The sequence below is a fragment of the Streptomyces sp. NBC_01433 genome (genome assembly GCF_026340105.1).
In the GTDB taxonomy this organism is placed as follows: Bacteria; Actinomycetota; Actinomycetes; order Streptomycetales; family Streptomycetaceae; genus Streptomyces.
In genome coordinates this window covers 236904-261812 of record NZ_JAPEPM010000003.1, presented here as the reverse complement: position 1 = coordinate 261812, position 24909 = coordinate 236904, and the positions used below count along the sequence as shown (strand labels likewise).

Genomic DNA, 24909 nt, shown 5'->3' with positions numbered 1-24909 from the left:
CCTCAGCTCTTCCGTACACCTCATCCCCCCGCACCCGCTGGCGGAATCATCGAGAATGGAGTCCCCGTGTCGACGGCATCCCAGGTCGCCACGCACAAATCCCCGGCCGATCCGGCTCACCCGGCCGTAGGCGCGGCCACCTCGCTCCTGGACGCCTACACACCGGGCGACCGCTTCCTCGCCACCCCTGACCGCACCCTGCTGGCACACGGTGCGGCGCGCCAAGTACCGCACGACGAAAGGCCCCTGGACGAGCGGGTGAACGCCACCCTGGCCGAGGCCGGAGCCGCCGGACAGGAATCGCCCGTGGTCATCGGTGCCATCCCGTTCGACCACGAGGCACCGGCCGCCCTGAGCGTGCCGGGCGCACTGCGTGTCGCGCCGCCGCTCGCCTCCGATCCGCTGATCGCCCTGCCCGTCGGCGTGTCCGGCTCGGCGGACTGGCGGATACGCCCGGTGCCCGAACCCGAGGTCTACGGAGCGGGCGTCGCCTCGGCCGTGGAGCGCATGTGGCGCGGGGAGTTCAGCAAGGTGGTGCTCGCGCGCACCCTCGAACTCACCTCCCGCACCCCTCTCGACGTGCCCGCCATGCTCCAGCGCCTGGCCCGCCGCGACCCCCTCGGCTACACCTTCGCGCTGCCGACCGGGGCCGGCCGTACCCTCATCGGCGCCAGTCCGGAGCTGCTGGTCTCCCGGCAGGGGCGGCAGGTGGTCGCCAATCCGCTCGCCGGGTCCACCCCGCGCAGCGCCGACCTCGCCGAGGACGTCCGCCGGGCCGCCACACTGCTGGAGTCCGTCAAGGATCTCCACGAGCACGCCGTCGTCGTGGACGCGGTCCACCAGGCGCTGGCCCCGCACTGCACGGAGCTGACCGTCCCCGCCCGGCCGACGCTGATCCGCACCGCCACCATGTGGCACCTGTCCACCACGGTGACCGGCACGCTCACCGCTCCCGACACCTCGGCCCTGGCTCTCGCCTGCTCCCTGCATCCGACGCCCGCCGTGTGCGGCACCCCCACTCCGACGGCACGTCAGGTCATCGCGGAGACCGAGCCGTTCGACCGGGGCTTCTTCACCGGCGTGGTGGGCTGGGGCAATGCCCGGGGTGACGGCGAGTGGGTCGTCACGATCCGCTGCGCCGAGACCGAGGAACGCACGCTGCGCCTGTACGCGGGCGCCGGCATCGTGGCGGCGTCCGAGCCCGAGGCGGAGACCGCCGAGACGGCGGCCAAGTTCCGCACCTTCCTCAGCGCCGTGGGGGCCGAGCTGTGAACACGAACGACGCACCCACCTGGCCGTCGGAGTTCGCCGAACGCTACCGGGCCGCCGGCTGGTGGCGTGGCGAGACGTTCGGCTCCATGCTCCGGGAGCGGGCCGAGGCGCACCCGGGCCGGATCGCCGTGGTCGATCCCGTCGCGGGAACCCGATGGAGCTACGCGGAACTGGACCGGCGTGCCGACCGGCTGGCGGCGGGCTTCCTCGCCCGGAACATCGGCAAGGGCGACCGTGTGGTGGTGCAACTGCCCAACATCGCGGAGTTCTTCGAGGTCGTCTTCGCACTGTTCCGGATCGGCGCGCTGCCCGTCTTCGCGCTGCCCGCTCACCGCGAGACGGAGATCTCGTACTTCTGCGAGTTCACCGAGGCGGTCGCGTACGTCATCCCGGCGGAACACGGCGGCTACGACTACCGGGAGCTGGCGGCGAAGGCCCGCGCCGGTGCGGGCACACTGCGGCACGTGTTCGTCGCCGCCGGGGATCCGGGCGGGTTCGAGGCACTGTCCGACGTGGCTCGGGATCCGGTCGGCTACGGCGCTCCGCGCCCGGACGACCTGGCCTTCCTCCAGCTGTCCGGCGGCAGCACCGGCGTACCGAAACTGATCCCCCGCACCCACGACGACTACATCTACTCGCTGCGCGGCTCCAACGAGATCTGCGGGGTCGACGAGAACAGCGTCTACCTCTGTGTGCTGCCCGCGGCGCACAACTTCCCGCTCTCCTCCCCCGGTTCACTCGGTACGCTCCATGCCGGCGGGCGCGTGGTGCTGTGCCCGCAGCCCTCCCCCGAGGTGGCGTTCCCGCTGATCGAGCGGGAGGGGGTGACCATCACCGGGCTGGTCCCGCCGCTGGCCCTGCTGTGGACCGATGCGGCGACCCGCACCGCGCACGACCTCAGCAGCCTGGACGTCCTGCTGGTGGGCGGTGCCAAGTTCAGTGAGGAGGCGGCACGGCGGGTACGGCCGGCGCTCGGCTGCACCCTTCAGCAGGTCTTCGGGATGGCCGAGGGGCTGGTCAACTACACCCGGCTGGACGACCCGGTCGAGGTGATCGTCACCACTCAGGGGCGGCCGATCTCTCCGGACGACGAGATCCTGGTCGTCGACGACGAGGACCGCGAGGTGGCGCCGGGCGGGACGGGCCACCTGCTGACGCGGGGGCCCTACACGATCCGTGGCTACTGGAGGGCGCCGGAGCACAACGCCCGCTCGTTCACGAAGGACGGCTTCTACCGCACGGGCGACGTCGTCCGCGTCACCGGGAGCGGCCACCTCGTCGTCGAGGGGCGCGCCAAGGACCAGATCAACCGGGGCGGTGAGAAGATCGCCGCCGAGGAGGTGGAGAACCATATCCTCGCCCACCCGTCCGTGCACGACGCCAATGTGGTGGCCGAGCCCGACCCGTATCTGGGTGAGCGCGTCTGCGCGTATGTGATCCTGCGCTCGGGCGCCGGTCCGCTGAAGCAAGTGGACATCAAGCGGTTCGTACGGGGCCGGGGTCTGGCCGCGTACAAGGTGCCGGACCGGGTCGAGTTCGTGGACGCGTTCCCGCAGACCGGGGTCGGAAAGGTCTCCAAGAAGGACCTGCGGACCGCCGCCGCCCGTGAAACCCCCCTCTCCCCGCACGCCTGACCCTCCCGGGCCCGCGCGCCGGCCCGGCTTCCCAGCGACCCCGAACGGAATCTCCCGCACCATGGCCCTGCCCGCTATTGCCCCGTACCCCATGCCGACCGCCGACGAGCTGCCCGCCAACCGGGTCGAGTGGACCGTCGACCCGTCACGCACGGTGCTCCTCGTCCACGATCTGCAGAACTACTTCCTGTCGGCCTATGACTCCGGGGCCTCACCGATTCCCGAACTGCTGTCCCATGTAGCGGCGTTGAAGAAGGAGGCGACGCGCCTCGGCGTTCCGGTGCTCTACACCGCGCAGCCGGGCGGCCAGAGCGCCGAGGAGCGCGGTCTGCAGCAGGACTTCTGGGGTCCGGGCCTGCCTGCCGACCCGTACGCCGCCGCCATCGCGGACGACGTCGCGCCCGACGAGGGCGACACGCTGCTCACCAAATGGAAGTACAGCGGCTTCGTCCGCACCGATCTCCTGGAGCGGCTGCGTGAACAGGGCCGCGATCAGCTCGTCATCACCGGCGTGTACGCCCACATCGGTGTCCTCATGACCGCGTGCGACGCCTGGATGCGGGACATCCAGGCATTCGTGGTGGCCGACGCGGTGGCCGACTTCTCCGCGGCGGACCATGCGATGGCGCTGCGCTGGGCGGCGGGCAAGTGCGCCGTCGTCACCACCACCCGAGCCGTCTTCGAGGGGAAATGACCGAGGCGGCTCTGAATTCTGAGCGACCGCGCGCCTATGCGCTGTATGACGCCGAGGTCTGGATTCGCGCCGCCGAGCGGAGGCAGCCGGAGCGCCGCGACGCGTAGCGGCGCCAAATCGCCGACGGCGGGCGTGCGGTGCGGGGATCTCCGTGAGGTCACCCCGTGGGCGCCGGGGCGTTGTGCCGAACCGGGAGCACACCGCTCCGCGGTGGCCTCGCCGGCAAGAGGTCGCCGTGGTATCGGTGGAGCAGGTCTTCGTGGGCGGGGGTGAAGAGCGCCCGTCCGGTGCCCACCGCGACTTCGGCGTCATCGTCGGTGACCAGTGGTGCGGTGGCGAGCGCCGCCGACGGGTCGGGATGGCCTACGGCGTGCAGAAGTCGGGTGAGGGCCTGTGCACGGGCGCCGGTGGTGGCTCCGGCGAGTTCTTCGTGGGTGATGACACAGACCGCGGGGTGGTGCAGCAGCCACTGGCTGCGCCGGGCTTCTTCCATGCCGGGGAAGCCGGGGTCGGTCAGCGCGAGGGTGATCCGGTCGTCCAGGGTGGGCAGGGCGGCGAGGACGTCACGGTAGATGAGGTGCTCGGGCATCGAGCCGACGCGGTCGGCGGGTTGGGAGAGCATCCGGATCTGGCTGATGATCCGGTCGCGGATGTCTCGGTGGTGGAAGACGATGGGTGGCTGCCGCCCGGCGTGCCAGGCGCGCAGGAATCCGGCGTCGGCCCGTTGGAGGTCCAGGCCGGTGAGGTACCAGCAGCCACGGCCCGGCAGCAGTTTCAGCAGTGCGGTGTCCGGCAGTCCGGTCAGGCGGGCCTCGGTGCCCGGGTCGACGGGTGAGGCGAGCGTGGTGGGCTGGCCCAGGCGCATCCACCAGACCCGCCACAGGGCGCTGACCGCCTCCTGGAAGGCGGCCTCCAGTGCTTCGCGGTTCTGCCTCTGCTCGTGCAGCAGCAGGGTGGCCCGGTCCTGGCCGAAGGCGGCCTCCAGCAGGGGGTGGACCTCACCCGGGCCGGGCCGGTCGTCGCCTCCGCGCGGGTCGCCGCTCATCGTGCCGTAGGAGGTGTAGCCGAGGGCGGTGGTGATGTCGGCAAGGAGCGGGGTGCCGCTGCCTCGCAATGAGACGACGATCATCTGGGGCACGACCATGGAAGATCTCCAGCAGGAAGGCGACGGTCGGGTGGATCGGGGTCCCGCGCAGGGGGCGGGGAGGGTCAGCGGGACACGGTCACCCCGGTCGGCGCGGCGGTGGTGAGGAGGAGGTCCTCGTAGGTGTGGTGGTGGCGGGTGGTCGTGCGGTGGTGGAGCAGACCGGCCGCGCGAACGTGGTCGCCGGAGTCGATCAGGGCGCGGGCGAGGGTGTCCTGGATGATTTCGCGTTCCACGCGTACGCCACCGATGCGCTCCGCCTTCTCGCCCAGGGTGCTCAGCAGAATCACCGCTGCCCGCGGGCGGCCCGCGGTGATCTCTGCCAGCGCCTGGACCACGGGGGCCAGGACTTCGCGGTAGTCGGGGCGTTCATCGGCGGCGGCCCGGCGGGCCAGGGCACGCAGGTCGTCGGTCGCGGCCTCCACGGCCAGGGCGAGGGCGAGGTTGAAGGTATGGAAGACCTCCGCCGTCCCGCCCGGGGCACTCAGCAACTCCCGTACATGGCCCGGATCGCTGCGTCCGGCCGGTGCCTGGCCTGCGAGCAGCAGGCGCCAGTTCGTCGCGGCCCGCATCCCGACATCCGCATGCCCCAGTGCCGCGTCCGCCCGCCGTCGCGCGTCCGGGAAGTCACCGGCGGCGATCGACTGCAGCGCCGCGTGCCAGTTCAGATGACGTAGCTGCACCGCCTGCGGGTCAGCGGCGAGCCAGCTGTCCAAGAACGTGACGGAAGCGCGGCCGAGTCCCATTTCGTGTTCCGCGTGGGCGAGGGCATGGACGGCCACACCCGCGCGCGGGTACAGGTCCAGTGCCCGCTCGGCCAGTGCGTGAGCCTCCCGTACCCGCCCCTGTTCCGACCTGGTCGAGGCGAGCCAGCTCGTCCACGGCCAGTTGTCCGGGCCTGCCAGCACCGACTGCCGCTCCACGAGAGCGTCGCCGTGCGCGCGGTAGGCCGGATCCCCGCAGGAGGAGAAGGCTCCCAGCATCAGCCCCGCCACCTCGTCGGCGGGCCACCGGTCGAAGTGCAGCGTCAGGTGATCGGCCGCCGGCCGGTACTGCCGGTGCGTGTACAGGAACACCCCGTACACCAGGCTCGCCTGCCACTCCCCCGCTGCCAGCGCATCGCGGTGGGCGACCACCAACTGCTCCCGCAACGCCGCGTCGTCGAGGCTGTCCCCGGTCGCCAGTGCCAGCAGCGCCCGCGCCACACCGCAGCCCGGCTCCCCCGCCACCCACTCACGCAACAGAGGCATCGCCCGCCCGCTCAGCGCGAGCATCTCCGCCACCGCCGGGTGCTCCACCGGCTCACCTGCCGCCACAGTCGCCTCCATCTAGGCCGGACACCCGTCCTCGACCTCTCCTCCCCGGTCGGACCGCAGCCGGGAACAGGGCGGTGCACACGATGCCGCCGGTCCCCCAGCGATGACGCGGCAGGCTCAGCGGCAGGGCCACCTGGTTACCACTCACCGCACCGCTTGCCGTGCTGCGCATCCCCACGCTCATCGCGCTTCTCCTTCATCCCGGAACCGGCTTCCGTCCCGGAACCGGCTTCCGTCCCGGAACCGGCTTCCCGGTGGTCCGCCGACCGGACCGCTCGCCGGACGAACCCTGCCCGCACGTCGACCAACGACGGACCGCCACTCCCGACACGCCCCGAAGGTCGGGCCGTTGCCAGTCGGCCCGGTGGGTGACGCCTGGACGAGTCACGGGGGCCGCGCTCGGTCGCCGTTTCGACCGCGTCGGCGACGTACAGATCGATGGAGGCGTCGACGAAGAAGGGTGGCTCCTGCACCGTCCACCGGGTCCCGGCCCGCATCGAGAACGACGAGGAACGGTTCGCCGCGATCGCCTCACCGCCCAAGGGCAAGCACCGGTGGACGCCGGACGACATGCCCGCGACTGCTTCGAGGGCACCGGTTTCCGTCGGCGATTCGGGGACCGAGGCGGCTCGGAATACCCGAGGGGGGTATATTGCTGATCCCGAGGAGATACCCCCCTCCGGTATAGGAGATAGTTATGTCAGCCCCAACCGCACCTCCCAGTCCCCGCCGCTGGACGGCGCTCGTCCTCATAGCCCTGGCCCAGTTCGCGGTCATCATGGACACGTCCATCATCGGTGTCGCTCTCCCCAAGATGCAGGTTGACCTGGGCTTCTCCCCGGAGAACCTGTCCTGGGTGTTCAACGCCTACGTCGTTGCCTTCGGCGGGCTTCTCCTGCTCGGCGGGCGGCTGTCCGACCTGTTCGGCGCCAAGCGGATCTTCGTTGCCGGCTGGACCGTGATGGCCGCGGGATCCCTGGCCGCCGGCCTCGCCTCCGAGGTCTGGGTCGAGCTGACCGGCCGTGCCCTGCAGGGCGTCGGCGCCGCGCTGATCGCCCCGTCCGCCCTGACCCTGCTGATGATGCTCTTCGGCTCCCGCCCCAAGGAGCTGACCAAGGCGCTGGCTCTGTACGGCGCCGCAGCCCCGGCGGGTGGCACCGCCGGCGTCTTCCTCGGCGGTGTCATCACCGAGTACGCCAGCTGGCCCTGGGTGTTCTACATCAACATCCCGATCGCCCTGGTCGTGCTGGCCCTCACCCCGTCCGTCATGCCCTCGGCCCCGGTCCGCCGCGGCTCCATCGATTTCGCGGGAGCGGCCACCGTCACCGTGGGACTGGCCACCGCCGTCTACGCCATCGTCCGCGCCCCCGAAACCGGCTGGGGTTCAGCCGAGACCTGGCTCGTACTGCTGGCCGGCGTGGCCCTGATCGCCGCGTTCATCGCCATCCAGTCCAAGCGCCGCGAGCCGCTGATGCGGCTGGGTATCTGGCGGGCCCCCAACCTGGCCGGAGCGAACATCGCGCAGCTGCTGATGGCCGCCGCGTGGATCCCGATGTGGTTCTTCCTCAACCTCTACCTCCAGCAGGTCCTGGGACTGGGCGCCTTCGCCTCCGGCGCGGCCCTGCTGCCCATGACGGTCGCCACCATGATCATGATGATCGTCCTGGCGCCCCGCCTGATCGCCCGCTTCGGGACCAAGCCGCTGATCGTCACCGGCCTGCTGGGCCTCGCGGCAGGCATGCTGTGGCTGTCCTTCGCGCGGGCCGAGGGCACCTTCTGGGTCGACGTCCTGCCCGCCTCCCTGCTGGCCGCGGTCGGCATGTCGCTGGCGTTCATCCCCTCCCTCGGCACCGCACTGTCCAGTGCGCGCCCCGAAGAAGGCGGCCTGGCCTCCGGCATCGTCAACACCAGCTACCAGGTCGGCTCCGCTCTCGGGCTGGCCGCGATGACGGCCGTGTCCGCGGCGTACGGCGCCCGCGAACTCGGCAACCCCGGTGCACTCACCAACGGGTTCTCCGCCGCCTTCCTCGGCGCGGCAGCCCTCGCCGCCGTCGGCGCACTCGCGTCGCTGCTCACCCTGCGCACCGCCCCCGCGCCGGATTCCACTCACAGTCAGGAGCAGTCCGCCAAGGCGGACGCGGCCTGACCCCCGCCGGGATCATCACGCGCCCGCGCCACACGTGCCGCCTGACAGGGGAAGGAGCCCCGGTCGGGCGGCACGGGCGGGTTCAGGAGCAGCACTCGGTGGTGGCCACGCCGGAAACCGGCCTCACAACCCGTTCGCCTCCGGTGATGCGGCACGCAGCAGCCGGAGTTGACCGATCTCGGCGACGTTCTTCATCAGCTCGGAATTCACCCATCCGACCATGTGGGCGACGGTGTACGAGGGGTCGTTCCGCCACGGAAACGGGGCGGTGGCGTCCAGGTCGACGTCGGTGAGACGTTCCAGCACCTCCAGCCTTTCGACGCGGAGGGCGCGCAACCACTCGATGGCCGCCTTCCCCTCACCCGGCCAGACGATCTCGGTCCGCTCCCGTGGCGCCCGTCCCTGGGCGTGATCGGTGCTCACGCTCCACCACCAGCCGATATGCCAGGTAAGCCAGCCGATCGTGGGGATCGGTACGGGCTCGGGCTCCGTATCCGCCCAGTCCGGAACCCACGTTCCGTCGGTGTCCGCGCGCACCGTCCAGCAGAGGCGCGCGGGTTCCCACAGGAAGTCCTCGGGCTCCAGCCGCGCCATGTGGTGGTCGAACAGCGACCAGGTCAGGTCGAACTGCCGGCGCAGCAGGTCACATCGGGAGACGCTCACCGGCCGACCCTGACACACTGCCGCGTCACCTGGAAAGCGATTATGGGTCCTCTCCCGCCCGTTGGGGGCAAGCGAACCGCTGCCCCAGTCGCTTCCCTGCGGCGTATCGGCGAGCGAGGCCGAGACCACCCGGGGCAGGCGGCGTACATACCGCTCCTCGGTCAGTCCTGCGGCGGGGTGAGCGCCTTGAGGCTGGGGCGGATCGCCGCCGCGGCCGCGTCAGCCGCCGCGGCTTCGTCTCCGGCCTCGATCGCCGCCAGCAGCGCGTCGTGCGGCTCGGCACCGCTCTCCTGGATCACGTCCTGGCTGCGCAGCGCGTGCAGGCTGTCGTGGAGCCGGCCGACGAAGAAGCGGTAGCACTCCAGCAGCACACCGTTGCCCGCCGCCTCCACCACGGCCAGGTGGAAGTCGGCGTCGGTGCGGGCGAACTCCTCCGGTTCGGTGGCGCGATTCCGCGCGGCCAGCAAGCTGCGCAGCCGCCGCAGGTCGGCATCGGTGCGGCGGGTGGCGGCGAGCCGGGCCGCCTGAACGTCGAAACCGAGCTGCACCTCGAACACCTCACGCACATCGGCGGTCCCGAACCGGCGCAGCATGGGCGCGGGATTGGCCGTGGAGACCACATAGGTACCGGCCCCCTGCCGGGTCTCCAGTACGCCGAGGTGCACCAGGGCCCGTACCGCCTCGCGGATCACCGTACGGCTCACTCCCAGCTCCTCGGTGAGCCGCTGCTCGGTCGGCAGTCGGTCCCCGATCACCCAAGTGCCCTGCTCCAGAGCCTCATTGAGCTGACCAACGACCTCGTCGACCGAGGACCTGCGGCCGATCATGCGCATGAGTGCTCCCTTTCCCGCCGATTTGCGATCTTCCAGCCCTACCGTATCCTGATCACCTGCCGTCATTCATCAGTCATCATACAAATTTGGAGCTACGGTGAAGCAGTTCATCACACCCGATTCCCTGGCCTGGGCCGCACAGCTGCGGGAGGACACCGGGGCGGACGCGATGCCGTTCGCCCCCGCGGTCGTCACGCGCGGCGACACCGTATGGCTCTCGGGCGCCACCGCCTACCCGCTCGTACATCAGCACCCCCACGACGAGGCCGAGCTGACCGTGCCCGAGGGCATCGCCGAGCAGACCCGGGCCTGCCTGGACAATCTGCTCATCGCGCTGAAGGCGGCCGGCGGCGATGTCCAGGACATCGTCAAGGTCACCATCTTCAACACCGACATGGACGCCCAGGACGAGGTCAACCGGGTCTACGCGGAGTTCTTCGGCGAGCACAGGCCGGCCCGCAGCCATATCGGCGTCAACCGGCTGGTCGGGCCCGAGCTGAAGATCGAGATCGAGGCCGTAGCGGTCCTCGGCTGACAGTGCGTGACCCACGGCCGACGGTGCGCCGCCCTTGACCGAAGGCGCGTAGCCCATGGCAAACGGCGCGCAGCCCTTGGCCGACGGCGCGTCGACTACCGCAGGAGCGAGTAATGTCCCTCTTCATCCCCGACTTCGACGGAACCGTCGTCGTGCGCTCCGCCGACGCCGAATTGATCGGCAGGGGCGGCCCGGTGACCAACCAACTGCTCGTCGACAGTTCCGCCACGGGCGGCGCGCTCTCCAGCATGCGAGTCACCCTCGACAAGGGTGCGAACGGCGCCCGTCCGCACCACCACGGCAAGTCCGCCGAGATGTTCTACGTCCTCGACGGCACCGCCCAGCTACTGTCCGGGGATCAGGTGGTCACCGCGGAGCGCGGGGACGTCGTCGTCGTACCGCCCGGTACACAGCACGCCTTCGCCGCGGCACCCGGCGAGATCGCGGACATGCTGGTCATCATCACACCCGGCGTGGAGCGCTTCGAGTACTTCCGCCACCTGGAGCGCATCCGTTACGGCAAGGTGCCGCCGGAGAGCCTCCTCGAAGTTCAGGAACTCTACGACTCCTATTTCGGGACGAGCGCTGTCTGGAACGCCGCACGCGAGTAGCGCCGCTCGGCGCGGCAACGACCGGGGTGTGCGGGGAGGGAAAGCGCGGGGCGAGGCGGGCCGTGTCGTCCTTCGAGTGGGAGTGGTGGGAGTGGTGGGAGTCTCCAAGATCGGCTGCCCGTTACTGTCCCGGCCGGGAATCCCGCCCGTGTCTGTGCGGTCGCAGACTGACGGAGTGCGGTGGATCGGTCGCGGCCGCACTCCCCTCCCCCATTCCAAGGACACAGGCCTGTGAGCGAACGCGTCATCACCCCCCGTAACCGTGGTTTCCTGTTCATCGACTCCCACCCGACCGGCTGTGAGCGTGTCGTCGAGCAGATGTGGCAGGCCGTCTCCTCTCCGGACGGCTCATCGCACGGCTCATCGGACGGCGCGCCGGTCGCGCTCGTGATCGGCTCGTCCGCCGGCTACGGGCTCGCCGCCACCATCGCGGGCCTGGCGAGAGTCGGCATCCGGGGCATCGGCGTGTGCTTCGAGAAGGCACCCGACAGGCGTACGGGAACGGCGGGCTGGTACCGCACGGCTGCCACCGCCCGGCTCGCCCGCAGCCACGGCCGGGACATGACCTTCCTCAACGGCGACGCCTTCTCCGACGCCATGAAGGACCAGGTGGCCGATCTGCTCAAGCAGCGCTTCGACGGGCGGCTGGACTACCTCATCTACTCGGTGGCCGCGCCCCGGCGCACCGACCCGGACACGGGCGTCACGTACGCGTCCGTCCTCAAGTCCGTCGGCAAGGCGCACCGGACGAGGACTCTCGTCTTCGACGGTGACGGGGCGCCCGAGGTACGAGAAGTGGAGTCGCCACCCGCCGAGGGCGACGACATCGCCCAGACGACCGCCGTCATGGGCGGCGCCGACTGGGAACGGTGGATCGGCCATCTCTCGGCGCGGGGCCTGCTCGCGGACGGTTTCACGACGGCCGCGCTCTCGTACATCGGCTCGCCGTTGACCGCCGGTATCTACCGGCAGGGGACCATCGGCGTGGCCAAGGCCCACCTCGAACAGACTGCCCGGACGTTGGACGAGCGACTGGCCGGGCTCGTCGGCGGCAGAGCGGTCACCTCCGTCAACGGCGCCGCCGTCACCCAGTCCTCCACGGCCATTCCCGGCATCGCCCTTTACCTGGGGCTCCTGCGCGGGACCCTCGGTGACACTCTCGTACCACCGATCGCACAGCTCACCGATCTGTGGGACCGGCTCACCGGCATCCGCCCGCTCGACCTGGACGATGAGGGCCGCATCCGCCTCGACACCTGGGAACTCGCCGCTGACGTCCAGGCGGCCGTCACGGATCGCTGGAACCGCGCCACCACCGAAACCATCGGCGAGCTGGCCGACCTCGACTGGTTCCACACGGAGGTCAAGCGCCTGTACGGCTTCGCCGTGCCCGGAGTCGACTACGACGCTCCGGTCAGGACCGACATCCCGTGGCCCGGCACCGCGTCCTGACCGTCCGGGACGATGCCGCTGTCAGCGCTCTCCCGTGGGCAGGCCGAGGTGGTCGTGCAGCGCCGGGCAGAAGGCGGCCCGGGTGCCGTCGCCAGCAGTCCGGCCACGGCCGCGAGATCCACACCCACGTCGTGACCCGCGCGCTGAACGTCCATACCCCCGATCGTCGCCGATCTCCGACACGACCGTCAGCGCGCCACGACACTCCGGGCCCCGGGTAGAGCTCCCTCGTGCCCCGGGCGGACCTCGTCGTCGCCGACGACCCGCATCCCGCGGACATGGCGCTGATCTCCGACGCACTGGACCGGTTCAACATCGAGAGGACGGGAGTCGGTGACCGGCGGCCTGTCGCCGTCCTGGTCCGTGATCCCCGCACACATCAGGTGATCGGCGGGCTGACCGGACGCACCTCGCTCGGGCTGTTCTTCGTCGACCTGTTCTTCCTGCCGCCCGAGCTGCGCGGCAGCGGGCTGGGCGGCGAGATCCTCCGACAGGCCGAGCACGAGGCACGCGCCCGTGGCTGCCGCGCGGCCGTGCTCTATACGATCACCTTCCAGGCACCCGGTTTCTACCTGAAACAAGGGTGGCGGCATCTGGGAGAGGTCCCTTGCGATCCGCCGGGCACCAGCCGCGTCTTCATGACGAAGGATCTCGCCGCACCGGCCGACGACAGAGACTGACCGGGCAACCGGGCAACCGGGCAACCGGCAACCGGCAACCGGCAACCGGCAACCGGCAACCGGCACATGCTGCCCGGTACGGCACGAGCAGTGCTGCGTCACCTCAACTCGATCGGCGTCTCGGTCCTCCGGACGCAGACCGAGCGCAGTGCGTGGCTCAACGCCGTCGCGTGGAGGCGGTCGAGGTGCCGGTCGTGCCGTACGTGCGCCTCGGCCGCGGTCAAGGTGCCGCCGCAGGAATGAGCCGCGCGTGCCGCCGGGGAAGCGGCGATCGCACGCACCAGGTCGACGTTGACGCGGTTGATCTCCTCGCGCACCTCCGCGAGGTCCGGGCGTCCCACCGGCGCGTCGGAGGGATCCGCGTCCCAGCGGCTGTGCAGGGCGCGCTGCACCCGTTTGTTCGCCTCGATCTGATCCCGGGAGATCCGTACCGTCGCACCCGGATCGGCTCCCGCCTCGCGCGCCTGCCGCGCCACCGTGTCGAGGACCTGCTTCTCGCGGACCGGGTCGTCGACGGGGCTGCCCGTCCCCCACTTGGCGGCGGCGACGAGGTCGGCCGTGGCGAGGCGCCGGGCCGAGAGGTCGGCGAGCGGGAGGAGCCGGGTGTACGCCCCGTAACTCGCCCCGGCAACAGGAGCGGTCGGGGACGGAGCGGTCGGGGACGGAGCGCTCGGCGGCGCGGCGGCAGGTGATGGCCCGGCCGGGCCAGTGAAGACGGTGGCCGTGATCGCGCCGACGGTCAGTAAGCGCCTTGCGTACGCGGTCGGTTGCATGGGCCGATCGTACGGACCGCATAAGCCACGCCGACCGCCACGCGCGGAGCGGGCCGTCCACGTACGTCCGGATTCCGCGGCACGCTCCACAGCTCCCCACTTCGACGTGTGTCTATATTGACATTCGCCGATACCGAGTGCCAGGCTACAAGTATCGACATCGATCGAAACAGCGGCCTGTCCGGTCGCGTACCCCGGAGGACAGACCTGCCATGAGCACCACTTCAGGACTCCCCGTCGTCATCATCGGGGCCGGTCCCGTCGGGCTGGCCGCCGCCGCCCACCTCGTCGAGCGCGGCATCGCCCCCCTGGTCCTGGAGGCGGGGCCCTGCGCCGCCTCCGCGGTACGCGACTGGTCCCATGTGCGGCTCTTCTCCACCTGGGGCGAGGTCACCGATCCCGGCGCCGAGAAACTCCTCGCGCCGACCGGCTGGGTCAAACCCGACGCCTCCGCCTACCCGACCGGCGGGGACTGGGCCGAGCGGTACCTCCAGCCCCTCGCCGATGTCCTGGGCGACCGGGTCCGCTACCGGACCACTGTCACCGGCGTCTCGCGCGCAGGCCGCGACCGCGTTGTCGACGCCGACCGCGCGTCACAGCCCTTCGCCCTGCACCTGACCACCCCTGACGGTGAGGAGCGCGTCTTCGCGCGCGCCGTCATCGACGCCTCAGGCACCTGGCTCACGCCCGGCCCCGCAGGAGCCGGTGGCCTGCCCGCCCTCGGCGAGAAGGCCGCCGCCGACCTCTTCACCTACCGCGTGCCCGATCTCAAGGACCCGGCCGTGCGCGCCCGTTACGCCGGCAGCCGCACCGCCGTCATCGGCTCCGGGGCCTCCGCGCTCACCGCCCTGGCCGCCCTCGCGGACGTCGCGAAGGACGAGCCCGGTACCCACTCCACGTGGATTCTGCGGCGCGGGATCAGCGGCTCCACCTTCGGCGGCGGCGCCTCCGACCAGCTCCCCGCCCGCGGCGCCCTCGGCCTGGCCGCGAAGGCCGCCGTCGACAACGGATACGCCGACGCCGTCACCGGTTTCCGCACCGAGGCCGTCGAGCGGGTCAGCGACGGCCGTCTTGTCCTTGTCGGCGAGGACGGTCGGCGCTCGGACCCCGTGGACGAAGTCATCGTGCTCACCGGTTTCCGCCCCGATCTGTCCTTCCTCTCCGAGATTCGCCTCGGCCTCGACGAACGGCTCCAGGCCCCGACCGCGCTCGCGCCGCTGATCGACCCCAACCAGCACTCCTGCGGCACCGTCTACCCCCATGGCCACCGCGAACTGTCCCACCCCGAACCCGGCATCCACCTGGTCGGCATGAAGTCCTACGGACGCGCCCCGACCTTCCTGGCCATGACGGGCTACGAGCAGGTCCGCTCCGTCACCGCCGACCTCGCCGGTGACACCGAGGCCGCCGACCGCGTCGAACTCACCCTCCCGGAAACCGGAGTCTGCGGCGGCGCCGGACTCTTCGACGACCCGGCAGCCGGGCAGGCCGACGCCGGAGGCTGCCGCGATGCCCCGGAACCCACCCTCAGCCAGCTCGGTGCCGGCACTGCCGAACCCGCCCTCGACCGGCCCGGCGCCGCCCCGGCCGAACCCGTCGGGACCGGTGGCTGCTGCTCGTGACCGAGCTCGGTGCCCGCGGGGCCGCCACCGGAACGGACGACCGGTCGCGGCCCCGCACCGGCCTCCCGGCGCTGTGCGTCACACGGGTCACCGACCGGGCATCGTCCGCTACGCCTTCCCCGTGCTCAATCGGGACGCCGGGCCCAGGCCGGTGTCCAGGTCTCGCCATCGGGGCGTCCGGGGTACACGGCGGCGAGGTGGGCGCGGAGCGCGGCGAGGGCGGGATGCTGGTTGTCGGTGTGCCAGAGCAGGGAGTGCGGGTAGACCGGGGTCGGGTCGTGCAGCGGGATGCGCCGCAGGTCGTGGCCCGCGGGCCAGACGAGCGGGGTCCGTTCACTGACGAAGGTCCCCAGCGTCGAGGAGTCCGCGATCGTGTCGAGGAGGGGCTCGATACCGAAGTCGGGGCCGATCGCGTCGAGGGTGAACCCGAACGCGGCGGCGAATTCGTCGTAGTAGGCGGCCCACTCGGTACCGGGAATGTTGCCGGGCATCCAGATGCGGCGCCCGGCGAGCTGGGCGGGCGTGATCGCGCGGGCGGCCGCGAACTCGTGGGCCGGTCCGGTGAACAGCTGAAGGGGCTCGTCGAACACCGGGGTGGCCTCGACGCCGTCGGGGAGCTCCCGCCCGGGCATGGTGACGGCACGGAAGGTCGCGTCGATCGTTCCGGACCGGATGGCCGCGATGGCCGTACCGGAGTCCAGGAGGGTCACCACATCGAGTTCGACGTCGGGGTGCGCGCGGTGGAAGTCGCGCAACAGACCCGCCACCGAGAGCCGACGGCCGATCACATCGACGCGCAGGGCGCGGCGTCCGGGTCGCACGGAAGCCGCCGCCCGCTCCTCGGCTTCGAGAAGTGCGCGGGCGTGGGACAGGAACGCCTGCCCGTCGATGGTGAGCCGGGCTCCGCGCGCGGCGCGATGGAACAGTTGCACGCCGAGGTCCTTCTCCAGCACGGCGATGCGCTTGGAGACCGCCTGCGGAGTGATCGACAGGGTGAAGGCGGCTTCCTGGAACTGTTCCGCGTCGACGGCGGTGACGAAGGTACGCACGGCGGTGAGGTCCACGCGTCCCATCATAGGAGCGCAACCAATGGTTGTTCCATCCGGGCGAAATAGTTGTTTGATTCCCCTACTCGAAGCTCGCTTTGATGTCTCAGGTCAACGTGTGGTTTCGCAGACAGTGCAGCAGGACGGCGGCGTAACCGCACCGCGACGGACCGGGCCCCACCCGGGCGACCGATGCCGGTGCCCTCGGCAGCCGGCGACGGCTCCCTCGCGTCGCGGACCGGGGTGGGGCTTCCCTCTCGCATCGGAGGCGACCCGCCCATGCCGGATTCATTCGTCCATCTGCACAATCACACCGAATATTCGATGCTGGACGGCGCACAGAAGCTGAAGCCGATGTTCGGCGAGGTGGCCCGGCAGCGGATGCCCGCGATCGCCATGAGCGACCACGGCAATATGTTCGGTGCCCATGAATTCACGCAGGTCGCGAAGGGCTTCGAGGGCATCACACCGATCATCGGCATCGAGGCGTACGTGGCGCCCTCGTCACGTTTCGCCCGGAAGCAGGAGTTCTGGGGGCCGGGCGGCCGTCGCGCCGTCAGCGCCGACGGGGAGGGTTCGAAGGACGTCTCCGGCGGCGGCCGTTTCACCCATATGACCATGTGGGCGCGGAACGTCCAGGGCCTGCGGAACCTGTTCCGGCTCAGCACGCAGGCCAGTTACGAGGGCCAGTTCCCGGCCGGGAAACCGCGTATGGACCGCGAGTTGATCGCGGAGCGGCCGGACGGCATCATCGCCACCACCGGCTGCCCCTCCGGCGAGATCCAGACCCGGCTGCGGCTGGACCAGTACGACGAGGCGAAGGCTGCCGCCGCGGCCTACCAGGAGATCTTCGGCCGCGAGAACTACTTCCTGGAGCTGATGGATCACGGTCTGGACATCGAGCGTGAGGTCCGCGGCGGTCTGCTTCGCCTGGCCGGGGAGCTGAGCATCCCGCTGCTGGCCACCAACGACGCGCACTACGTCACCGAGGACCAGGCCGATGCCCACGACAGTCTGTTGTGCATCGGGGTCGGCAAGAACAAGGCCGACCCGGGCCGATTCCGCTTCAACGGCTCCGGCTACTACCTCAGGACAGCCGCCGAGATGCGCCGCCTCTTCTCGGAGCTTCCGGAAGCCTGCGACAACACCCTGCTGATCGCCGAGCGCGTCGAGTCCTACGACGAGGTGTTCGACTACGCCGACGAGATGCCGCGGTTCCCGGACGTGCCCGAGGGCGAGACCCAGGAGTCATGGCTGCGCAGGGAGGTGCTCACGGGCCTGGCGATGCGCTACGGGAGCCCGGTGCCCCCGCACGTCATGGAGCGGTTCGAGACCGAGATGACGGTCATCGGCCCCATGGGCTTCAGCTCCTACTTCCTCGTGGTGGCGGACATCTGCGCCCACGCCAGGGAGAACCGGATCCCGCTCGGTCCGGGCCGCGGGTCGGCCACCGGCTCCCTCGTGGCCTACGCCACCCGCATCACCGAACTGTGCCCCTTGGAGCACGGCCTCCTGTTCGAGAGGTTCCTGAATCCCGAGCGCATCAACCCGCCTGATGTAGACCTCGATTTCGACGACCGCCAGCGCGACAGAATGGTCCGTTACGTCACCGAGAAATACGGCGACGAGTACACCGCCATGGTCAACACGTTCGGCAGGATCAAGGCCAAGAACGCGACGAAGGACTCCTCCCGCATCCTGGGCTACCCCTACTCCCACGGCGAGCGGATCACCAAGGCGCTCCCGCCGGATCAGAACGGCAAGTCCGCTCCGCTGGCGGCCGTCTTCGACCCCTCCCACGAGCGGTACGGCGAGGCCGGCGAGATCCGGCAGATGTACGACAACGAGCCCGACGTGAAACGGGTGATCGACACCGCCCGTGGAGTGGAGGGCCTGACGCGCGGCACCGGAGTGCACGCCGCCGCGGTGATCCTTTCCAAGACGCGGCTCACCGACCGGATCCCGCTGCACATGCGTGCCTCGGACGGCGTGCGGATCACGGGGTTCGACTACCCGTCGTGCGAGGCCATGGGATTGATCAAGATGGATTTCCTGGGACTGCGGAACCTGGGGGTCATCGATCAGGCCATCGAGAACATCCGCGAGAACCGGGGGGTCGACCTGGCCACCGTGGATCCACTGGACGGCGGATCCTCGGCCGTCGTGATCCCGCTGGACGACACCACCACGTACCGTCTGCTGGCCGAGGGCAACACGTTCGGGGTGTTCCAGCTCGACGGCGGTGGCATGCGGGTCCTGCTGAAGCAGATGGAGCCCACCCGGTTCGAGGACATCGCGGCGGTCAACGCCCTCTACCGGCCCGGCCCGATGGCGGCGAACGCGCACACCAACTACGCGCACCGCAAGACCGGCCGCCAGGAGATCACCCCGATCCACCCCGAGCTGCGCGAGGCTCTGGAACCGATCCTCGGGAACACCTTCCATCTGCTCGTCTACCAGGAGCAGATCATGGCCATCGCCCGGGAGCTGGCCGGGTACACCCTGGGCGGCGCCGACCTGCTGCGCCGCGCGATGGGGAAGAAGAAGCCGGAGGTGCTGGCGGCGGAGTGGGACAAGTTCCACAGCGGCATGCGCGGCAACGGCTACACGGAGGAAGCGGTCAAGGCGCTGTGGGACGTCATGCTTCCGTTCTCCGGCTATGCGTTCAACAAGTCCCACACCGCCGGGTACGGCCTCGTCTCGTACTGGACGGCCTATCTCAAGGCCAACTACCCGGCCGAGTACATGGCGGCCCTGCTCACCTCGGTCGGCGACGACAAGGACAAGGCCGCGGTCTACCTCGCCGACGCCCGGAAGAACGGCGTCCGTGTTCTTCAGCCGGACGTGAACGAATCGGTCGCGGAATTCACCGCGGTCGGTGACGACGTACGGTTCGGGCTGCGGTCCGTACGCAATGTGGGCGACAACGTCATCGACGCCGTGGTGGCCGCCCGCCGGGGCAAGGGGAAGTTCACCTCCTTCTCCGACTTCCTGGACAAGGCCGGTCTGCCCGCGCTGAACAAAAGGGCTGTCGAGTCCCTGGTCAAGGCCGGCACCTTCGATTCCCTGGGGCATTCGCGCAAGGGACTCGCCGCCATTCACGAGGCGGCCATCGACGCGGTCATCCCGGTGAAGAAGGCGGCCGGTTTCGGGCAGGACGATCTCTTCGCCGGTCTGGGCGAAGAGGGCGGCGACGGACCGGCTTTCGGCCTGGACCTCGCCATCGACGACACGGAGTGGCCGCGCGGGCTGCTGCTGGCGACCGAACGGGAGATGCTCGGTCTGTATGTCTCCGCCCACCCGCTGGACGGTGCCGAGCACATCCTCTCCGGCGCGCGGGACTGCTCCATCGCCGAACTGCTCGCCTCCGGCCGCACGACCGGGGACGTGCGGCTCTCCGGGCTGATCACCGGCATCCAGCTCAAGGTGACCAAGCAGGGCAACGCCTGGGCCATCGTGAACCTCACGGACCGGGACGCCGGGATCGAGGTCCTGTTCTTCCCCGCCTCCTACTGTCTCGTGCGGCACGCGCTCGCCGAGGACAACGTCATCTCCGTCACCGGCAGGATCGAGGACCGCGACGGAACCGTGAACATCTTCGGCAGGGAACTCGCGGTACTGGACGTGTCCTCGGCCGAGCACGGCGGGAGGCCGCCCGTGCGGCTCGCGCTCCCCTCCCACCGGATCACCGAGCGGTCCGTGGGCGAACTGAAGAGGATTCTCGCGGACCACCCGGGCGGCAGCCCGGTCCACCTCAGCGTCCGCGGCGCGCGGAAGACCACCGTCTACGCGCTGGGGGCCACGGTGGACGCCACCACCATCGCCTCCGACGTGAAGGGCACGTTCGGGGCCGAAGCCTGGGTGGGTCTCGCGTGATGCCGGGCCGGGCGCGGCTACAGGACCGTGAAGGCTTCCTCCACGGCACGGCAGGTGGCCGCGAGGTCGTCCTCCGACACCACGGCGGGCACGAACCAGCAGGCCATGCCGTAGGCGTTGGTGTGCACCCCGCGCTTGAGCAGTTCGTGGCGGAAGGCGTCGTACCGGGGCTGGTCGGTCCGCAGCAGGTCCCGGTACTGCCGTGTGGGTGTGCCGTCCGGGGTGAACACCACCTGGAACATGGCTCCGACCCCCTGGACCGCGCACGGTACGCCGCTGTCGTGCGCGGCGCGTCGCACGGTTTCCATCACACGGCGCCCGGTCTCGTCGATCCGTTTGGTGACCGCGGGGTCGTTCAGGGCGCGAAGTGTCACGAGGGCGGCCGTGGCGCACAGGGGTGACGCGTTGTAGGTGCCGCCGTGTTTCACCTCCGCGCGGGCCAGTGGCTCCATCACCTCGCGCCGGCCTGCGAAGGCGGCGATCGGGAGACCGCCGCCCAGCGCCTTGGAGAACACCGCGAGGTCGGGCAGCACCCCGAAGAGTCCCTGGGCGCCGCCGGGGCCCGTACGGAATCCGGTGCACACCTCGTCGAAGATCAGCACGATCCCGCGTGCCGTGCACTCGTCGCGCAGCAGGTCCAGGAAGCCCGCATCGGGCATGGTGCAGGCGTTGTTGGCCACGATCGGTTCGCAGATGACGGCCGCCAGGTCGCGGTGGGCGTCCAGGACGGCCCGCAGGGCCTCGGGGTCGTTCCACGGGCAGACCACCACGTCGTCCACGACACCGGCCGGAATGCCGGGCGAGTGGGGTACGGAGTGGGGTGCGTCGTACGGCCCGGCTTCGGCGAGGGTGGGGCGGTTGGAGATGGCCAGGGTGTCGGACCAGCCGTGGTAGTGCCCCTCGAATTTGAGGATTCCGGACCGCCCGGTGTATCCGCGTGCCGCGCGCACCGCGCCCTGTACCGCCTCGCTCCCCGAGTTGGCGAAGCGGACCAGATCCGCGCAGGGCACCATCCGGCAGATGAGCTCGGCCAGTTCGACCTCCGGCACGTTGCAGGTGCCGAACATCGTGCCGGTGTGCAGGACCTGGGTGAGGGCGTCGGTGAGGAGAGGGGAGGCGTGGCCCAGGACCGCGCTGCCGTAGGAGACGAGGTAGTCGATGTACTCGTTGCCGTCGACGTCCCGGATGCGGGCGCCCGAACCGCTCTGCATGTAGAGCGGGTACGGGTGCGGTCCGGTCGAGGTCAGCCGGGCCGAGGAGCTGATCCCGCCGGCGAGGGAGGCCTGCGCGCGCTCGAACCAGGACCTGCTGCCCTCGGTACCGCCGAGCGCCGGGAAAGCGTCATTCATCGCTGCTCCTGTTTGGGTGGGAAGACTGGGGGACACGCTCCGAGAGCCACGCGTACGGTGGCTGACTCACGGAGAGAGGGTGTGTGCGACGTGGTGGTGAGAACGGCTGTTGTCACGGGGGCGGGGAGCGGTGTCGGGCGGGCCTGCGCACTGGGGCTGCTGGCCGACGGCTGGACGGTCGTGCTGACCGGCAGGCGTACGGCGCGGCTGGAGGAGACGGCGGCGCTCGCGCCCGCGGCGGACCGGGGCCGCGCCGTGCCCGTCGCCGCGGACATCACCGACCCGGTGGCCGTCGATGGCTTGTTCGCGGCGGTGGGAGAGCGGTTCGGCCGGCTCGACCTGCTGTTCAACAACGCCGCCGACACCATGCCGTACACCGCCACCGAGGATGTCGGCGTCGAGGACTGGCACCGGGTCATGGACTCCATCGCCACCGGCACCTTCCTGTGTTCGCGGGCCGCGTTCCGGATGATGAAGCGGCAGTCGCCGCGAGGCGGGCGGATCATCAACAACGGTGCCCCTTCCGCCCAGGCGCCCCGCCCCGACTCGATCGCCTTCACCGCGGCCAAGCACGCCGTGGCCGGACTGACCCGTTCCCTCTCGCTCGACGGCCGCCGCTACGACATCTCCTGCGGCCAGATCGACATCGGCAACGTGACGCCGCACGACCGGCCGCAGCCCGAGGTGCGCCAGGCCGACGGGTCGCTCCGGGCCGAGCCGACCATGGACATGGGGCATGTCGTCGACATGGTGCGCGCCATGGCCGCACTACCGGCCGGGGTGAACATTCAGTCCGTCCTGGTCATGCCGAGCTCCATGCCGTACATCGGCCGGGGATAGCCCCGCGACGTAGGCCCGCACCCATCGCCCGGGGACCAGGTGCCCGGCCTGCTGCCAGGCCAGCATCCGGTGCAGTCCGTCGAGGTGGATCAGCCCCTCGCGGACCGTCAGCGCCTCGTAGTCCTGGCCCGGCACCGCGCTGGTGCTGAGGAACAGCGGCCGGGGCCGGGCGTGGGTCTGGCGTGCGAGCTTGCGCCGGCACAGCGGATTGGTATCGGCGTACGACGTTCCCAGTGCGGTGAGCCGGGCCGCCGCCGCGGCCACGGTCAGGCCCGTCCTCGGGATCAGCTCGACCTCGCCGTTCTCCCCGAGATGCCAGGGCAGCACGACGTCGAGCACTTCGTCGCCCTCCAGCATCACCTCGTGCCAGCGGCCTCCGAGGGTCAGCTGGGCGTGGTGGATGTGGGTCCGGGCTTCGTCGTTCGAGTTGGCCTCGTCGTCCGGGTCATACGGGTGCTCACGGCTGAATCGGCTCATGAGTGCGTCAAAGGTGACCGCTTCCAACACCTTCATGCCGGCGTTCCCGTTCCTGTGCGGACGTATTCGCTGAAATGCCGGTCGGCGAAGAGTTCCGGCCAGCGCCCCTGCCCCAGTCCCCGATCCCGGCCCACGGACAATACCTCGCGCCAGTACGGCTTGACCGGGGGCCACAGCGTGCCCGTCCGGCAGTACGACGCGTCGATCATGTAGCGAGGGCCCCCGCCCCCCGTCGGACCGGGCGCGGCGCGCCGGGTGTGGAACAGCGCGGAGTGCAGGAGCACGGTGGAGCCCGGCGGGAGCTCGTCGATGAGTACTTCACCCGGCTGCGCGGTCGTCCCGAGGTGTGTCCACGCGTCCTTCTCGGCAACCAGGTGATGCGATCCGGGCAGCACGGCCAGGGAGCCCATCGTGGGCTGGAGCCCGCCTATGTAGTGCAGGGTGTGGATCATGGGCTGATCGCGGTCGCGTTGCGGCTGCTGCTCGTAGTCGTGGTGCCAGTTCTTGCCGCTGCCTCCGGACGGGCGGCGGTCGCTGTGCAGGTGGTGGAAGACGAAGGACGGCCCCAGCAGGCTGTCGTCACTGAGCAGTTCCAGCAGCGGGGCGTGGGCGGCGAGTTCTCCGTGCGCCTCCATCTGTAGCTCCACCGACGGCGGAGGGCATTCCTCCGGGCGTAAGCACGCGTCGATGGACAACTGCCTCAGGCCGGAATCGACCCACTCGTCGACTTCGCGCGCGAGGCGCTCGACAAGGGTGCCGGGAAGCAGTCCGGGCAGTACGAGGTAGCCGTTCTCCTTGAAGTTCGCCACCTGCGCTTCGAGATCCATGAAGCCGATCACGCGATGAAACCCCCACTATTCACCGAGATGCCAAGGGACGTACCGCTGAGCGTCCGGTCCTTTCTATCCCTCTCCACTACGGCGCACGCCCTGCCGACCGACAATGGCCAAAGGCCAGCGCTTTGGCCGGAACCGCCACGACGGTGGCCATCGGGCGGCACCGGCGGGGAGCCCCCCAGGGATCACGGGAGAGGCCTTGGCCCGGCCGCTTCCCGCCCGGCGACGCGGGCCCTCATCGGCGCCCCCGGTGACCGAGCCGCGCCGACAGGTCCTCGGCGCCCTTGGCGGCCAGCGCGGCGAGCTCCGCCTCGCGGTCCTCGCTCCAGCGGATCATCGGTACGGAGATGGAGAGCGCGGCGACGACACGACCGGTGCTGTCGCGTACCGGCGCGGCCACACAGCTCACATCCGGGTTGGACTCCCGGTGCTCCACGGCGATGCCGCGCTCCCGGACCCCGGCCAGGGCCGCACGCAGCTCATCGGGATCGGTGATGCTGCCGGGCGTCATCCGGGCGAACTCGCGCCCCTCGATGCGGGATTGGAGTTCGGCTTCGGGCAGCGAGGCGAGCAGCATCTTGCCGACGGAGGTGCAGTGCGCGGGCAGTCTCCGGCCGGCGGCCGAGACCATCCGCACGGCGTGCGTGGAGTCCACCTTGGCGATGTAGATGACATCGGCGTCCTCCAGGACGGCGACATGGACGGTCTCGTCGCAGGTCTCCGCGACGTCGCGGGCCACCCGTTGCCCCTCGGCGGCGAGGTCCAGTTGTTCGGCGTACCGGCTGCCGAGCTGGTACGTGCGTACGCCGAGCCGGTAGCGGCCGGGCTGTTCGGGGACGGCCACCAGATAGGAGCGGGCGGCCAGGGTGGTGAGCAGCTCGTGCACGGTGGTGCGCGGGAGTTGGAGCCTGCGGGTGACATCGGGGGCGGAGAGTGTCCCGTCCCCTTCCAGAAACAGTTCGAGTATGTCGAATGCCCGGGTCACGGCCGGTACCAATCGCCCCATGACGCACACCTCTCGCGTTCGAGATTCCGACCATTGGCCGGTATGACGAACAAAGGCTAGCCGCCGCGCGATCCATTGACACTACCGAGGGTCGCTGAATACGG

22 protein-coding genes are annotated in these 24909 nt (G+C 70.4%); 12 read left to right on the top strand and 10 right to left on the bottom strand.

The window, feature by feature from the left end; all coding sequences use genetic code 11:
• Positions 1 to 66: 66 nt before the first annotated feature.
• From dhbC to OG413_RS37955, 3 genes are all read left to right on the top strand, one after another.
• Positions 67 to 1272, top strand: a complete 1206-nt coding sequence (dhbC, locus tag OG413_RS37965) for an isochorismate synthase DhbC (RefSeq protein WP_266813691.1) — start codon at positions 67 to 69, stop codon at positions 1270 to 1272.
• Entirely contained in the window at positions 1269 to 2906 is a 1638-nt protein-coding gene (locus OG413_RS37960; RefSeq protein WP_266813689.1) for a (2,3-dihydroxybenzoyl)adenylate synthase, read from the top strand. Before dhbC ends, OG413_RS37960 begins: the two co-directional genes overlap by 4 nt.
• Before the next feature lie 61 nt (positions 2907 to 2967).
• Positions 2968 to 3600, top strand: a complete 633-nt coding sequence (locus OG413_RS37955; protein ID WP_266813687.1) for an isochorismatase family protein — start codon at positions 2968 to 2970, stop codon at positions 3598 to 3600.
• Between the two features lie 157 nt (positions 3601 to 3757).
• Here OG413_RS37955 and OG413_RS37950 read toward each other — a convergent pair whose 3' ends face one another.
• Together OG413_RS37950 and OG413_RS37945 are read right to left on the bottom strand one after the other, a co-directional pair.
• The gene (locus tag OG413_RS37950) at positions 3758 to 4744 is read right to left on the bottom strand and encodes a hypothetical protein (protein WP_266813686.1); all 987 of its coding nucleotides are present in this window, start codon (positions 4742 to 4744) and stop codon (positions 3758 to 3760) included.
• Positions 4745 to 4809: 65 nt separating this feature from the next.
• Entirely contained in the window at positions 4810 to 6060 is a 1251-nt protein-coding gene (locus tag OG413_RS37945) for a hypothetical protein (RefSeq protein WP_266813685.1), read from the bottom strand.
• A gap of 438 nt (positions 6061 to 6498) precedes the next feature.
• Here OG413_RS37945 and OG413_RS37940 point away from each other — a divergent pair, with 438 nt between their 5' ends.
• Positions 6499 to 6885, top strand: a complete 387-nt coding sequence (locus tag OG413_RS37940; RefSeq protein WP_266813683.1) for a DUF6192 family protein — start codon at positions 6499 to 6501, stop codon at positions 6883 to 6885.
• Positions 6812 to 8206, top strand: a complete 1395-nt coding sequence (locus tag OG413_RS37935) for an MFS transporter (RefSeq protein WP_266814277.1) — start codon at positions 6812 to 6814, stop codon at positions 8204 to 8206. The genes OG413_RS37940 and OG413_RS37935 overlap by 74 nt, the downstream gene beginning before the upstream one ends.
• A 123-nt stretch (positions 8207 to 8329) precedes the next feature.
• Here OG413_RS37935 and OG413_RS37930 read toward each other — a convergent pair whose 3' ends face one another.
• The gene (locus OG413_RS37930; protein WP_266813681.1) at positions 8330 to 8869 is read right to left on the bottom strand and encodes a DinB family protein; all 540 of its coding nucleotides are present in this window, start codon (positions 8867 to 8869) and stop codon (positions 8330 to 8332) included.
• Positions 8870 to 9030: 161 nt separating this feature from the next.
• Positions 9031 to 9702, bottom strand: a complete 672-nt coding sequence (locus OG413_RS37925; RefSeq protein ID WP_266813680.1) for a FadR/GntR family transcriptional regulator — start codon at positions 9700 to 9702, stop codon at positions 9031 to 9033.
• Positions 9703 to 9799: 97 nt separating this feature from the next.
• Here OG413_RS37925 and OG413_RS37920 point away from each other — a divergent pair, with 97 nt between their 5' ends.
• The 4 genes from OG413_RS37920 (at position 9800) to OG413_RS37905 (ending at position 12980) form a co-directional block, all read left to right on the top strand.
• Positions 9800 to 10237, top strand: a complete 438-nt coding sequence (locus OG413_RS37920) for a RidA family protein (protein WP_266813678.1) — start codon at positions 9800 to 9802, stop codon at positions 10235 to 10237.
• A 113-nt stretch (positions 10238 to 10350) separates the two neighbouring features.
• Positions 10351 to 10848, top strand: a complete 498-nt coding sequence (locus tag OG413_RS37915; protein WP_266813677.1) for a cupin domain-containing protein — start codon at positions 10351 to 10353, stop codon at positions 10846 to 10848.
• Positions 10849 to 11079: 231 nt separating this feature from the next.
• On the top strand, positions 11080 to 12300 hold the full coding sequence (fabV, locus tag OG413_RS37910) for an enoyl-[acyl-carrier-protein] reductase FabV (protein ID WP_266813675.1): 1221 nt from the start codon (positions 11080 to 11082) through the stop codon (positions 12298 to 12300).
• A 230-nt stretch (positions 12301 to 12530) separates the two neighbouring features.
• The gene (locus tag OG413_RS37905) at positions 12531 to 12980 is read left to right on the top strand and encodes a GNAT family N-acetyltransferase (RefSeq protein ID WP_266813673.1); all 450 of its coding nucleotides are present in this window, start codon (positions 12531 to 12533) and stop codon (positions 12978 to 12980) included.
• Positions 12981 to 13078: 98 nt separating this feature from the next.
• Here the strand turns inward: OG413_RS37905 and aroQ are convergent, their stop codons facing one another.
• Positions 13079 to 13753 (bottom strand): gamma subclass chorismate mutase AroQ, encoded by a 675-nt coding sequence (gene aroQ, locus OG413_RS37900; RefSeq protein WP_266813672.1) that lies wholly within the window; start codon positions 13751 to 13753, stop codon positions 13079 to 13081.
• A 212-nt stretch (positions 13754 to 13965) separates the two neighbouring features.
• Here aroQ and OG413_RS37895 point away from each other — a divergent pair, with 212 nt between their 5' ends.
• On the top strand, positions 13966 to 15375 hold the full coding sequence (locus OG413_RS37895) for an NAD(P)-binding domain-containing protein (RefSeq protein ID WP_266813670.1): 1410 nt from the start codon (positions 13966 to 13968) through the stop codon (positions 15373 to 15375).
• Between the two features lie 125 nt (positions 15376 to 15500).
• Here OG413_RS37895 and OG413_RS37890 read toward each other — a convergent pair whose 3' ends face one another.
• On the bottom strand, positions 15501 to 16439 hold the full coding sequence (locus OG413_RS37890) for a LysR family transcriptional regulator (RefSeq protein WP_266813668.1): 939 nt from the start codon (positions 16437 to 16439) through the stop codon (positions 15501 to 15503).
• 261 nt (positions 16440 to 16700) lie between these two features.
• Here OG413_RS37890 and dnaE point away from each other — a divergent pair, with 261 nt between their 5' ends.
• On the top strand, positions 16701 to 20297 hold the full coding sequence (gene dnaE / locus OG413_RS37885) for a DNA polymerase III subunit alpha (protein WP_266813666.1): 3597 nt from the start codon (positions 16701 to 16703) through the stop codon (positions 20295 to 20297).
• Between the two features lie 17 nt (positions 20298 to 20314).
• Here the strand turns inward: dnaE and OG413_RS37880 are convergent, their stop codons facing one another.
• Positions 20315 to 21646 carry an aspartate aminotransferase family protein gene (locus tag OG413_RS37880; protein WP_266813664.1) on the bottom strand — a complete coding sequence of 444 codons (1332 nt, stop codon included), beginning with the start codon at positions 21644 to 21646 and terminating at the stop codon, positions 20315 to 20317.
• A gap of 90 nt (positions 21647 to 21736) precedes the next feature.
• Here OG413_RS37880 and OG413_RS37875 point away from each other — a divergent pair, with 90 nt between their 5' ends.
• A complete protein-coding gene (locus OG413_RS37875) occupies positions 21737 to 22486 on the top strand; it encodes an SDR family oxidoreductase (protein ID WP_266813662.1) in 750 nt (249 codons plus the stop codon).
• On the opposite strand, the gene OG413_RS37870 is transcribed toward OG413_RS37875, so the two are convergent.
• The 3 genes from OG413_RS37870 to OG413_RS37860 form a co-directional block, all read right to left on the bottom strand.
• Positions 22415 to 22999: a DUF6309 family protein gene (locus OG413_RS37870; protein ID WP_266813660.1), complete on the bottom strand. Its 585-nt coding sequence runs from the start codon at positions 22997 to 22999 to the stop codon at positions 22415 to 22417. The two genes, OG413_RS37875 and OG413_RS37870, sit on opposite strands and share 72 nt — an antisense overlap.
• Complete coding sequence (locus tag OG413_RS37865; RefSeq protein ID WP_266813658.1) at positions 22996 to 23790, bottom strand: phytanoyl-CoA dioxygenase family protein; 795 nt, start codon at positions 23788 to 23790, stop codon at positions 22996 to 22998. The genes OG413_RS37870 and OG413_RS37865 overlap by 4 nt, the downstream gene beginning before the upstream one ends.
• A gap of 244 nt (positions 23791 to 24034) precedes the next feature.
• Positions 24035 to 24805, bottom strand: a complete 771-nt coding sequence (locus tag OG413_RS37860) for an IclR family transcriptional regulator (protein WP_266813656.1) — start codon at positions 24803 to 24805, stop codon at positions 24035 to 24037.
• Positions 24806 to 24909: the final 104 nt, after the last annotated feature.

Bases quoted from the DNA above. Each gene is read 5' to 3' on its own strand.
- OG413_RS37915 (WP_266813677.1), top strand. From the start codon at position 10,351: ATGTCCCTCTTCATCCCCGACTTCGACGGAACCGTCGTCGTGCGCTCC.
- OG413_RS37940 (WP_266813683.1), top strand. From the start codon at position 6,499: ATGGAGGCGTCGACGAAGAAGGGTGGCTCCTGCACCGTCCACCGGGTC.
- OG413_RS37880 (WP_266813664.1), bottom strand. From the start codon at position 21,646: ATGAATGACGCTTTCCCGGCGCTCGGCGGTACCGAGGGCAGCAGGTCC.
- OG413_RS37870 (WP_266813660.1), bottom strand. From the start codon at position 22,999: ATGAAGGTGTTGGAAGCGGTCACCTTTGACGCACTCATGAGCCGATTC.
- dnaE (WP_266813666.1), top strand. From the start codon at position 16,701: ATGCCGGATTCATTCGTCCATCTGCACAATCACACCGAATATTCGATG.
- OG413_RS37925 (WP_266813680.1), bottom strand. From the start codon at position 9,702: ATGCGCATGATCGGCCGCAGGTCCTCGGTCGACGAGGTCGTTGGTCAG.
- OG413_RS37955 (WP_266813687.1), top strand. From the start codon at position 2,968: ATGGCCCTGCCCGCTATTGCCCCGTACCCCATGCCGACCGCCGACGAG.
- OG413_RS37895 (WP_266813670.1), top strand. From the start codon at position 13,966: ATGAGCACCACTTCAGGACTCCCCGTCGTCATCATCGGGGCCGGTCCC.
- OG413_RS37860 (WP_266813656.1), bottom strand. From the start codon at position 24,805: ATGGGGCGATTGGTACCGGCCGTGACCCGGGCATTCGACATACTCGAA.
- OG413_RS37950 (WP_266813686.1), bottom strand. From the start codon at position 4,744: ATGGTCGTGCCCCAGATGATCGTCGTCTCATTGCGAGGCAGCGGCACC.
- aroQ (WP_266813672.1), bottom strand. From the start codon at position 13,753: ATGCAACCGACCGCGTACGCAAGGCGCTTACTGACCGTCGGCGCGATC.
- OG413_RS37865 (WP_266813658.1), bottom strand. From the start codon at position 23,790: ATGGATCTCGAAGCGCAGGTGGCGAACTTCAAGGAGAACGGCTACCTC.